The sequence below is a fragment of the Reyranella sp. GW821-FHT14A01 genome, assembly GCF_058803965.1.
Genome location: NZ_JBXAPM010000025.1, coordinates 44,649 through 55,020, shown reverse-complemented (window position 1 = coordinate 55,020; position 10,372 = coordinate 44,649). Strand labels below are relative to the sequence as shown.

The window sequence follows — 10,372 nt, the reverse complement described above, 5'->3', positions numbered from 1 at the left end:
GCGCCACTCCAGTGGCGCAATCTTTCATGAGCGCCACTGGAGTGGCGCGCTCCAATGAGAGACCTGATCTCTTCCCTCCGAACGCCGCGCGGGATCGCGACGGCGCTGATCCTGCTGGTGCTGGCGGTCCTGCCGCTGCTCACCCAGGCCTTCGACCAGCGCTATCTCCTGTCGATCGGCACGCGCATCGTCATCTGGTCGATCGCCGCGGTCAGCCTCAACATGATCCTGGGCTATGGCGGGCTGGTGAGCTTCGGCCACGCGATGTTCTTCGGCATCGGTGGCTATGCGGTCGGCATCCTGTCGGCGCATGGCATCTCCAGCGGCTGGATCCAGTGGCCGATCGCGCTGCTCGCGGCCACGGCCTGGGCGGCGCTGATCGGCGCGTTGTCGCTCCGCACGCGCGGCCTCTACTTCATCATGATCACGCTCGCCTTCGCGCAGCTCGTCTATTACGTGGGCAGCGGCCTCGAAGCCTATGGCGGCGACGACGGGCTCAACATCAGCCGCAGCCGCTTCCCCGGCCTGATCGACCTGCGCGACAAGGCGAGCTTCTACTGGCTGTGCCTCGCGCTGCTCTGCGCCAGCCTGTGGTTCTGCGGCCGCTACGCCAATTCCCGCTTCGGCCTGGTGATCCGCGGCGCCAAGTCCAACGAGCTGCGCATGACGGCACTCGGCTTCCCGGTGTTCCGCTACCGGCTGGCCGCCTTCACGATCTCCGGCGCGCTGGGCAGCCTCTCGGGCATCCTGCTGGCCAACGAAGGCGCCTATATCTCGCCCGCCATGATGTCGTGGATGAAGTCGGGTGACCTCATCGTCATCATCGTGCTGGGCGGCATGGGCACCCTGTTCGGCCCGCTCTACGGCACCATCGCCTTCTTCGTGCTGGAGGAAGCGCTGCCGCCGGTCCTCAACCTCGTCCACAAGGGCTGGGGCGAATACTGGATGATCGTCTTCGGCCCGCTGCTGGTCCTGATCGCGCTGTACGCGCGCGGCGGCATCGACTCGCTGCTGGGACGCCGTCATGACTGACCCCCTGCTCCGCACCGAGCGCCTCGTGAAGCGCTATGGCGGCCTGCTCGCCACCGACAACGTGTCGATCGACGTGCGGCCGGGCGAGATCCATGCGCTGATCGGCCCGAACGGTGCGGGCAAGACCACGCTGGTCCACCAGCTCACCGGCGTCGTCGCCCCCGATTCCGGCACCATCCACTTCGCCGGCTGCAACGTCACGCGCGTGCCGACGCATGCGCGCGTGCGGCTGGGCCTCGGCCGCTCCTTCCAGATCACCTCGGTGCTGCGCGAGTTCACCGCACTGGAGAACGTGGCGCTGGCCGTGCAAGGCCATGCCGGCCATTCCTTCCGCTTCCTGGCAGACGCAAGCCGCGACGAGAGCCTGCGCGGTCCCGCGCGCCGTCTCCTCGAGGAAGTCGGCCTCGGCGAGCGCGCCGGCACGCTTGCCTCCGCCCTCAGCCACGGCGAACAGCGCCAGCTCGAGATCGCCATGGCGCTGGCCGGCGATCCGCGCCTGCTCCTGCTCGACGAGCCGATGGCCGGCATGGGCGTGGAGGAGAGCCAGCGCCTGATCGGCTTCCTGCGGGCGCTGAAGCAGAAGCACGCCATGCTGCTGATCGAGCACGACATGGATGCCGTGTTCCAGCTCGCCGACCGTATCACCGTGCTGGTCTATGGTCGCGCCATCGCCAGCGGCACGCCCGACGAGATCCGCGCCAATGCAGAGGTTCGCCAGGCCTATCTCGGCGAGGAGGCACTCTGATGCTGCGGGTCCGCGAGCTCGACGCCTTCTACGGTCCCAGCCAGGCGCTGTTCGGCATGGAACTCGCCGTCGACGCCGGTCAGGTCGTGACCCTGATGGGCCGCAACGGCATGGGCAAGACCACGACCGTGCACACGATCATGGGCCTGATGCCGGCGCGCCGCGGCACGGTCGAGTTCGAGGGCAGCCGGGTCGATGGACTGCCCGCCTTCCGCATCGCCCGGCTCGGCTTCGGACTGGTACCGGAGGGAAGGCAGATCTTCCCAAACCTCTCGGTGCGCGAGAACCTCGTGGCCGCCAGCGCCAACCGTACCGCCCGGCCGAGCCCGTGGACTATCGCGCGTGTCTTCGAGTTCTTCCCGCGGCTGGCCGAGCGCCAGCGCAACATGGGCAACCAGCTCTCCGGCGGCGAGCAGCAGATGCTGGCGATCGGCCGTGCGCTGATGACCAACCCGAAGCTGCTGATCCTCGACGAGGCGACCGAGGGGCTGGCGCCGCTGATTCGGCAGGAGATCTGGTCCTGCCTCGGCCGGCTGAAGAGCGAGGGCCAGGCCATCCTCGTCATCGACAAGAACGTGTCGGCCCTGATTCCGCTCGCCGACCGCCACCACATCGTCGAGAAAGGCCGCGTCGTGTGGGCCGGTTCGTCCCAGGCGCTGGCCGGGGACAAGGACCTGCAGCACAGGTATCTTGGCGTCTGATCCCGCGGAGTTGCCGATGCGTCTGCTTGCCGTTGCCTCTTTGCTCGCCTCTGCCATCGCCCTGCCGGCCTTCGCCCAGGGCCAGGTGAACGTCTACAATTGGTCGGACTATATCGCCGAGGACCAGCTCAAGGATTTCAGCAAGGATACCGGCATCAAGGTCAACTACACGACCTATGACAGCAACGAGATCCTCGACGCCAAGCTGCGCACCGGCAAGTCGGGCTACGACATTGTCGTGCCGACGGCCTCGCCCTTCTTCGTGCGCCAGCTGCAGGCCAACATCTTCCTCCCGCTCGACAGATCGAAGCTGAAGAACTGGAAGAACCTCGATCCCGAGATCATGACGGCGCTGGCGACCTACGATCCCGGCAATGCGCATGCCGTCCCCTGGATGTGGGGTACGATCGGCATCGGATACAACGTGGCGGAGATCAGGAAGCGCCTGCCGGACGCCCCGGTCGATTCGCTGCGCATGGTCTTCGATCCCGCGGTCGTGTCGAAGTTCCAGGATTGCGGCGTCATGCTGCTCGACAGCGCCACCGACATGCTGCCGGCCGCGCTCAAGTATCTCGGCCTCGATCCCGATTCGAAGAAGCCGGAAGACCTCGCCAAGGCGGCCGACGTCATAAAGGCCGTGCGGCCCTACGTGCGCAAGTTCCATTCGTCGGAGTACATCAACGGCCTGGCCGGCGGTAACATCTGCCTCGCCTTCGGCTTCTCCGGCGACATCTTCCAGGCGCGCGACCGCGGCGCCAAGGCCGCCAGCAAGGTCGACATCGAATATGCGATCCCCAAGGAAGGCGCGATGCTGTGGATCGACGTCGTCGCCATCCCCAAGGATGCGCCCAACCAGGCCAACGCCTACCGCTTCCTCGACTTCATGCTGGAACCCAAGGTCGCCGCCGCGTCGACGGAACTCACGGGTTACGCCAACGGCAACAAGGCCGCTTTCGCGCTGCTGCCCAAGGATATCTCGGAGAACCCGCTGATCTATCCGCCGGCCGACGTGCGCGCCAAGTTCTACACCATCACCGCCGGCACGGCCGAGCAGACGCGCGATCGCACGCGGCTGTGGACCTCGGTGAAGACGGGTCGCTGAGTTGAATACAGGACCGATCGTCCGCATCGAGGGACTGACCAAGCGCTTCGGGCCAATCGTCGCCGTCGACAAGGTCGACCTGGAGATCGCGCGCGGCGAGCTGTTCGCGCTGCTGGGCGGCTCGGGCTGCGGCAAGACCACCCTGTTGCGCATGCTGGCGGGGTTCGAGACGCCCGACGAGGGCCGCCTGTTCATCGACGGCCAGGACATGACCGACGTGCCGCCCTACCGGCGGCCGGTGAACATGATGTTCCAGTCCTACGCCCTGTTCCCGCACATGAATGTGGCGGCGAACGTGGGCTACGGGCTGCGCCGCGACGGGGTGAAGGCGCCCGACATCGCCGCGCGCGTCGCGGAGATCCTGAAGCTCGTGCACCTCGAGGATCACGCGAAGCGCAAGCCCTCGCAGCTCTCCGGCGGCCAGCGCCAGAGGGTGGCGCTCGCACGGGCGCTGGTGAAGCGGCCCAAGCTCCTGCTGCTCGACGAGCCGCTGGCCGCACTCGATCGCAAGCTGCGTGAGAGCACGCGCTTCGAGATGGTGCGCCTGCAGGAACAGCTCGGACTCACCTTCGTCATGGTGACTCACGACCAGGAGGAGGCCATGTCGATGGCGACGCGGCTCGCCGTCATGAACGCCGGCCGCATCGCGCAGATCGGCACGCCGCACGAAGTCTACGAGCACCCAGCCTCGCGTTTCGTGGCCGACTTCATCGGCATCGCCAACATCGTCGCCCTGCCCGATGGCGGCTGGATGGCACTACGGCCGGAGAAGATCGCGCTCTCGGCCGCGCGGCCCGACCTGCCGCAGGCTGTGGCCGGCAAGATCATCGACGTCGCCTATGAGGGCGACCGCTCGCTCCATCACGTCGCCACCGAAGCCCATGGCACCATGATCGTGTCGACGACCAACATCAGCCGCGCCGCCGGCGAGACCTTTGCGCGTGGCCAACCGGTCTGGCTGGGCTGGGCCTACGAGGCCGGCCAGCGGCTGGAGACCTAGGCGATGCGCTTCGTCATCGGCCTGCCGTTCCTGTGGCTCGGCCTGTTCTTCCTGCTGCCCTGCCTGCTGGTGCTGGCGATCGCGCTCGGCACCAACGCCCCCGACTCCGTCCCGCCGGTCGAGCTGGGCTTGAGCTTCAAGAGCTTTGCCCTCCTCTTCTCCGACGATCTCTATCTCGCGGCCTGGCTCTCCTCGATCAGGATCGCCGCGACCTCGACCCTGGTGACCCTGCTGCTGGGCTATCCCATGGCCTACGCCATCGCGCGTGCAGCACCCAACCGGCGGCCGCTGCTGCTGATGCTGGTCGTGCTGCCCTTCTGGACCTCGTTCCTGATCCGCATCTATGCCTGGATGGGCTTGCTGGCCGACAACGGGTTGATCGGGCAGTTCCTGCGCTGGACCGGCCTCGCCTCGAACCCCGGCACGATCCTCGGCACCGAATGGGCGGTGCATCTCGGCATCGTCTACGCCTACCTGCCGTTCATGGTGCTACCGCTCTACGCCACCCTGGAGAAACTGGACGGGAGCCTGCTGGAAGCGGCGGCCGATCTCGGCGCGCGGCCCTTCGCGGCCTTCCTCACGGTCACGCTGCCGCTGTCGCTCCCCGGCATCGTCGCCGGCTGCCTGCTGGTTTTCATCCCGGCGGTTGGCGAGTTCGTGATCCCCGACCTGCTGGGCGGCACCGACACGCTGATGATCGGCAAGGTCCTGTGGGACGAGTTCTTCACCAATGGCGACTGGCCGCTCGCTTCCGCGGTCGCGGTCTGCCTGCTGGTGCTGCTGGTCGGCCCGATCGCGCTCTTCCAGCGCAACCAGGCGCGCAGCCTGGAAAAGCGCTCATGAGGGCCTTGGCATGACGGGCCGCGCCCGCTTCGCCTTCGGCATGCTGGCCTTCGGCTATGCCTTCCTCTACCTGCCGATCGCGCTGGTGATCGTCTACTCGTTCAACGAATCGCGCCTCGTCACCGTCTGGTCGGGATTCTCCCTGAAATGGTGGCATGCGCTGTTCGCCAACGAGGCGATGCTGGAAGCCGCCTGGCTGTCCCTGCGCATCGCGCTGGTAAGCGCGACCGGCGCGGCGCTGCTCGGTCTCGCCGCCGGATACGCGCTGGTGCGGGCGCCGCGCTTCCCGGGACGCACGCTGTTCGGAAGCCTGATCGTGGCGCCCATGGTCATGCCCGAGGTCGTCATGGGCATTTCGATGCTGCTTCTGTTCGTCGGCTCCGAACAGCTCTTCGGCGGGCCGGACCGCGGCTTCCTCACCATCGCCATCGCCCACACGACCTTCTCGATCGCCTTCGTGGCCATCGTCGTGCAGGCGCGCCTCACCGATTTCGACCGCGCGCTGGAGGAGGCCGCGATGGATCTCGGCGCCACGCCCTGGATCACCTTCCGCACCATCACCTTGCCGCTGATCGCGCCGGCCGTAGGCTCGGGCTGGCTGCTCGCCTTCACGCTCTCGCTCGACGATCTGATTCTGACCCAGTTCGTGGCGGGGGCGCAGTCGCAAACCCTGCCGATGCGAGTCTATTCCAGCGTCCGCCTCGGCGTCGATCCGCAGATCAACGTGCTGGCCACCATCGTGGTCACGATCGCCGCCTCTGCATTGATCCTGTCCGGCTGGCTGACGCGGCGGCGATAGGGATCAGGGTGCCTTCGGCATCGCGTTGAGGACGGATGTCAGAACGGTTGCCCGTTGCTGCGCATCGGCGATCTCAAGCGCTGTGTCGAAGGCCGCCCTGAACTGCTGGGCCTCGGCCTGAGCGCGCGCGAGGTTACGCAATCCCACATCCCGGCGCATCCCTTTCAGCGAACCGGCGGTCTTCCGGGCCGAGGCGAAGTCGCGCTGCTTAATTTCATCGCCGAGAACGTCCATCGTCTCCTGTTGGGGAGAATAGCGATCGGCAATCGCCATCAACGATATGAACTGCTGCCCCGCATTCTTCCCCAGTAACTCTGCGGCTTGCTTCAGGTTCTGTTCGCCCATCCTGGGGTCATCGGACTCTTCACGCTGCTGCAACAGCTTCAGGGCCTCGGCCATCTTGGCAACATCACCGCCTTGCGACAGGGCACGCTGGGTCTCCTCCTTGAAAACGACCATCTCTTGCCGGATGGCCTGCTTCGTCTTCTCCAGCCCCTCCTTGTCGCCAAACTCGGCTTGCGCGGCCCTGATCCCCTTCAGGGCATCCAGGCGCTGCCAGAAAGAGAGCCGGCTGGCGTTTTGCTCGGCGAGGCCGATCACCGTTCTGGCTTCATTCCGGTATCCCGCCGCCAGAAGGGCGCCGGCCAGTTCCGGAAGATAGGTCTTGTTGGCGCGCGTGGTCGATTTGGCCATTTCGAGAGCGATCGGAACCGTCTGACGCAGTGCCTGCTCATCGCCCCGCCGCGTTTCCTCCTTGATCGCCATGACGATCCGCGACGGACGATTGAGCTCGTCCAGTTCTCGCGACAGGGAAACAGCCTGCGAAAATGCCCCCACCGAAATCAATCCTTCGACGATCCCGCTGATTTCCATCGTACGGTCGATTCGCGCCATGCCCTTCTTCTTGTTCAAGGCCTCATGCGCAGCCATGAATGCCTCTCGCGCCGCGGCTTCGTCACCGGCAAGGCGCAGGGCTCCCCCCAGGTAATAGAGGGCTCGCGGGCTTTCGGATGCTTCCGCCATTTCCCTCGCGTGGACGAAATCACCATCCCGCTGGAAAGTGTTCGCGAGCTCCGAAAAGAGCTGATCGCGCTTCTGTTTCTCCGGCAAAGCCTCGATGACTCGCAGCACGTCGCCGCTGCTCCCAGCACGTGCCAGCATAAGCGCTTCGCTACGAGCCCGCTGCACCGGATCGTCAGGATACTGTTGCTCGATTTCCTTCGTCGCGCGGCGAACCGTCTCGGCGGCCGCATCCTGATTTCCCGACTGGCGCTGTACCCGGGCAATTTCCCCGAGCAACCCCGCCTTCCGTCCCGAAAGATTCTCCGCCACTTCCATGGCCTGACGGATGTCGCCCTTTTTCGCAAAGGCTTGTCCGATAGCGCTCAGCGCGGCCTGATAAGTCCGCGCGAAACTCTGCTTCTTCGAGTCCAGCGCGGAGGCCGCCATTTCCTGAGAGGATTTCAGATAGAAGGCTTCGAGGCGCGTGATCATCCCGATCGCCTCTGCAGGCTTGTCAGCCTCGATCAAATAGACCGTGAGCTGCCCAAGTGCCTGTACCTGACGCTCTTCCGATGCCTTCTGGACAAGCTCGAGGGCACCACTCAGATCACCGGCTCGCGCGGTCATCACGGCAATGTCGGCGACAAGATACCCGTCGGGCTTAGCCGACTTCGCCGCCTCAAGAGTGAGCCGGGCCCCGCTCAGGTCCCCTATTCTGAGCTGCGCCGTTGCCAGATCATTCAGCGACGAGAGCTTCCCAGCGCCGGATTCCCCTGCCTTCTTGACGGAGTCGTTGGCGGCGACGCCGATGGCCGCAATCAGCGTCGGATCGGGCGGATCGGCCGCCAGGGCCGTGGACATCGTCCCCATGACAAGAAGCGCCGCATAAAAACCCGAAGCCCGCCTGAAGCAACGAATCGACATGAACCTGACCTTCGGACTTTGGCTTTCGATCAAGGCGCAATCCTGGATCGCCCAAGATCACGGCTCTGCACAAGGTGAAGTTGTATCAGGTCCGGAAGAATCGTCGATCCCTGCCCTCGTCATCGGGATTTGGCCTGTGCATCGATCAGGGCTCGGCTGGCTGACGCGGCGGAAAGTTTGAGCTAAGAAAACCTTCTCAGGGAGGAAAATATGCTTCGTTCCGGAACGTCCAAGGCGTCGCGTCGTAATGTGCTGAAGGGGGTCGGAATGGCCACTGTCGGCGCTTCACTGGGTGCTTCTCTGCCGATTGGCGCGGCTCATGCGCAGGGCACACCTGCTGCCGCCGCCAAGGGCCCGAAGCTGCTCGAGATGGAAGGCAAGGCCAAGCTTGCGGTCCTGGGCGACAAGCCGCTCGTGGCCGAGACCCAGGCCGAGCTGCTCGACGACAATGTCACGCCGACCAACAAGCTCTTTATCCGCAACAACGGCCAGGTGCCCGACATCACGGGCGACGCCAAGGCGTGGAAGATCAAGATCGACGGCGAGGTCAACACGCCGATCGAGATCAATGTCGGCGACCTGATGACCAAGTTCCCCGCCGTCACCTACCAGCTCATGCTGGAATGCGGTGGCAACGGCCGCTCCTTCTTCTCGCCCGATGCGCGCGGCAACCAGTGGACCAACGGCGGTGCCGGCTGCCCGATGTGGACCGGCGTGCGCCTGTCTGACGTGCTGAAGAGCGCCGGCCTGAAGTCCTCCGCCGTCTATATCGGAAGCTATGGCGCCGATCCGACGCTGGCGGGCGAGACCGACAAGCCTACCATCTCGCGCGGCGTGCCGATCGCCAAGGCGATGGAGGAGCACTCGCTGATCGCCTTCAAGCTGAACGGCCAGGACATGCCGCTGGTGCACGGCGCGCCGGTGCGCCTGGTCATTCCGGGCTGGCCCGCGTCGGTCTCGACCAAGTGGCTGAACCGCATCTGGGTCCGCGACAAGGAGCATGACGGCCCCGGCATGGGCGGCTTCTCCTACCGTGTGCCGAAGACGCCGATCGTGCCCGGCAGCAAGGGCAACGAGAAGGACATGGCGATCCTGGAATCGATGCCGGTCCGTTCGGTCATCACCTTCCCGGCCGACGGCTCCAAGCTCACCTCGCGCAAGCTCGACCTGCGCGGCCACGCCTGGGCCGGCGACTTCGAGGTCAAGACAGTCGACATCTCGACCGACTACGGCGTCACCTGGAAGCCGGCCAAGGTCGATGCACCGGCCAACAAGTTTGCGTGGCAGAACTTCAGCGCCTCGATCGACCTGCCAACCACCGGCTACTACGAGGTGTGGGCCAAGGCGACCGACAGCAAGGGCGTGACGCAGCCCTTCCAGGCCGCCAACTGGAACCCGCAGGGCTACGGCGCCAACCCGATCAACCGCATCCGGGTGCTCGTCGAATCTTGAGCCGGATCAACATCACGCATGCCGTCGTCGTCACCCTGACGGCGACGTTTCTCCTGCTCGCCTTCGACCGCGCCGGCGAACTGCGCAAGGACAAGTATGTCTACGTGCCGCCGGCGCCCAAGGTGGCGGCGGCTCCGCCCGCCGTCGATCCAGACAAGGGCAAGCCGCCGCCGCACAACGACAAGGTCGAGGACCTGCCCGAGGGCAAGAACCGCGAGCTGACGTTCTATACGTGCACGGCCTGCCATGGCGTGGCGCTGATCAAGGCGCAGGGCCTGACGCGCGAGCTGTGGGATTCGACCCTCGACCTGATGGTCGAGAAGCACCGCATGCCGCCGATCAAGGCCGAGGAACGCGTCGAAATCCTCGACTATCTCGCCGAGCAGTTTCCGCCCCGCCGCAAGGGCCGCGGCAACGACAATCCGTTCCTGAAATAGTCAGAGCGCCTTCGCCCATTTCTCCGACCAGACATGCAGCGGCAGGAACAGCCGCAGCAGCTCGTTGCCCAGTGCCGTGAGCCGGTAGCCCGTCGCGTCGTCCAGCTCGACCAGCTTCGCCTCGCGTAGCTCGGCCAGCCGCGTGTTCACGATGGTCGGGCTGGCGCCGATCAGGTCCTGCAGTTCGCGGAAGCGACGCGGCTCCTCGCGCAGTTCCCAGACGATGCGCAGGGTCCAGCGCCGGCCCAGCAGGTCGAGCAGCGCCATGATCGGCCGGCCGGTCTTCGAGCCGCGCACGCGCTTCACCATCTATTACACTCCGTTACTACATTTTA

General features: G+C 65.6%; 12 protein-coding genes. 10 read left to right on the top strand and 2 right to left on the bottom strand.

Annotation, left to right across the window (positions count from 1 at the left end):
* Positions 1 to 54 precede the first annotated feature (54 nt).
* The 7 genes from AC1ROX_RS29855 to AC1ROX_RS29825 are packed head-to-tail and all read left to right on the top strand — an operon-like array spanning position 55 to position 6,222.
* Positions 55 to 1,032 carry a branched-chain amino acid ABC transporter permease gene (locus AC1ROX_RS29855; RefSeq protein WP_493132256.1) on the top strand — a complete coding sequence of 326 codons (978 nt, stop codon included), beginning with the start codon at positions 55 to 57 and terminating at the stop codon, positions 1,030 to 1,032.
* Positions 1,025 to 1,777, top strand: coding sequence for an ABC transporter ATP-binding protein (locus AC1ROX_RS29850; RefSeq protein WP_493132254.1), 753 nt, complete (start codon positions 1,025 to 1,027; stop codon positions 1,775 to 1,777). Before AC1ROX_RS29855 ends, AC1ROX_RS29850 begins: the two co-directional genes overlap by 8 nt.
* Positions 1,777 to 2,478, top strand: coding sequence for an ABC transporter ATP-binding protein (locus tag AC1ROX_RS29845; RefSeq protein ID WP_493132252.1), 702 nt, complete (start codon positions 1,777 to 1,779; stop codon positions 2,476 to 2,478). Before AC1ROX_RS29850 ends, AC1ROX_RS29845 begins: the two co-directional genes overlap by 1 nt.
* 16 nt (positions 2,479 to 2,494) lie before the next feature.
* A complete protein-coding gene (locus tag AC1ROX_RS29840) occupies positions 2,495 to 3,580 on the top strand; it encodes a polyamine ABC transporter substrate-binding protein (RefSeq protein ID WP_493132250.1) in 1,086 nt (361 codons plus the stop codon).
* A gap of 1 nt (position 3,581) precedes the next feature.
* Positions 3,582 to 4,580: an ABC transporter ATP-binding protein gene (locus AC1ROX_RS29835; protein ID WP_493132248.1), complete on the top strand. Its 999-nt coding sequence runs from the start codon at positions 3,582 to 3,584 to the stop codon at positions 4,578 to 4,580.
* A gap of 3 nt (positions 4,581 to 4,583) precedes the next feature.
* Positions 4,584 to 5,423, top strand: coding sequence for an ABC transporter permease (locus tag AC1ROX_RS29830; RefSeq protein ID WP_493132246.1), 840 nt, complete (start codon positions 4,584 to 4,586; stop codon positions 5,421 to 5,423).
* Between the two features lie 10 nt (positions 5,424 to 5,433).
* On the top strand, positions 5,434 to 6,222 hold the full coding sequence (locus AC1ROX_RS29825) for an ABC transporter permease (protein ID WP_493132244.1): 789 nt from the start codon (positions 5,434 to 5,436) through the stop codon (positions 6,220 to 6,222).
* Between the two features lie 3 nt (positions 6,223 to 6,225).
* On the opposite strand, the gene AC1ROX_RS29820 is transcribed toward AC1ROX_RS29825, so the two are convergent.
* Positions 6,226 to 8,148 (bottom strand): hypothetical protein, encoded by a 1,923-nt coding sequence (locus tag AC1ROX_RS29820; protein WP_493132242.1) that lies wholly within the window; start codon positions 8,146 to 8,148, stop codon positions 6,226 to 6,228.
* Between AC1ROX_RS29820 and AC1ROX_RS29815 the strand changes: the two genes are divergently transcribed.
* The 3 genes from AC1ROX_RS29815 (at position 8,147) to AC1ROX_RS29805 (ending at position 10,037) form a co-directional block, all read left to right on the top strand.
* Entirely contained in the window at positions 8,147 to 8,329 is a 183-nt protein-coding gene (locus AC1ROX_RS29815; RefSeq protein WP_493132240.1) for a hypothetical protein, read from the top strand. The genes AC1ROX_RS29820 and AC1ROX_RS29815 overlap by 2 nt on opposite strands.
* An 86-nt stretch (positions 8,330 to 8,415) precedes the next feature.
* Positions 8,416 to 9,600: a sulfite oxidase gene (locus tag AC1ROX_RS29810; protein ID WP_493132238.1), complete on the top strand. Its 1,185-nt coding sequence runs from the start codon at positions 8,416 to 8,418 to the stop codon at positions 9,598 to 9,600.
* On the top strand, positions 9,597 to 10,037 hold the full coding sequence (locus AC1ROX_RS29805) for a hypothetical protein (protein ID WP_493132236.1): 441 nt from the start codon (positions 9,597 to 9,599) through the stop codon (positions 10,035 to 10,037). Before AC1ROX_RS29810 ends, AC1ROX_RS29805 begins: the two co-directional genes overlap by 4 nt.
* Here AC1ROX_RS29805 and AC1ROX_RS29800 read toward each other — a convergent pair whose 3' ends face one another.
* Positions 10,038 to 10,346, bottom strand: coding sequence for a winged helix-turn-helix transcriptional regulator (locus AC1ROX_RS29800; protein WP_493132234.1), 309 nt, complete (start codon positions 10,344 to 10,346; stop codon positions 10,038 to 10,040). It lies immediately after the preceding gene.
* Positions 10,347 to 10,372: the final 26 nt, after the last annotated feature.

Bases quoted from the DNA above. Each gene is read 5' to 3' on its own strand.
- AC1ROX_RS29840 (WP_493132250.1), top strand. From the start codon at position 2,495: ATGCGTCTGCTTGCCGTTGCCTCTTTGCTCGCCTCTGCCATCGCCCTG.
- AC1ROX_RS29850 (WP_493132254.1), top strand. From the start codon at position 1,025: ATGACTGACCCCCTGCTCCGCACCGAGCGCCTCGTGAAGCGCTATGGC.
- AC1ROX_RS29855 (WP_493132256.1), top strand. From the start codon at position 55: ATGAGAGACCTGATCTCTTCCCTCCGAACGCCGCGCGGGATCGCGACG.
- AC1ROX_RS29810 (WP_493132238.1), top strand. From the start codon at position 8,416: ATGGCCACTGTCGGCGCTTCACTGGGTGCTTCTCTGCCGATTGGCGCG.
- AC1ROX_RS29815 (WP_493132240.1), top strand. From the start codon at position 8,147: ATGAACCTGACCTTCGGACTTTGGCTTTCGATCAAGGCGCAATCCTGG.
- AC1ROX_RS29825 (WP_493132244.1), top strand. From the start codon at position 5,434: ATGACGGGCCGCGCCCGCTTCGCCTTCGGCATGCTGGCCTTCGGCTAT.
- AC1ROX_RS29845 (WP_493132252.1), top strand. From the start codon at position 1,777: ATGCTGCGGGTCCGCGAGCTCGACGCCTTCTACGGTCCCAGCCAGGCG.
- AC1ROX_RS29830 (WP_493132246.1), top strand. From the start codon at position 4,584: ATGCGCTTCGTCATCGGCCTGCCGTTCCTGTGGCTCGGCCTGTTCTTC.
- AC1ROX_RS29820 (WP_493132242.1), bottom strand. From the start codon at position 8,148: ATGTCGATTCGTTGCTTCAGGCGGGCTTCGGGTTTTTATGCGGCGCTT.
- AC1ROX_RS29800 (WP_493132234.1), bottom strand. From the start codon at position 10,346: ATGGTGAAGCGCGTGCGCGGCTCGAAGACCGGCCGGCCGATCATGGCG.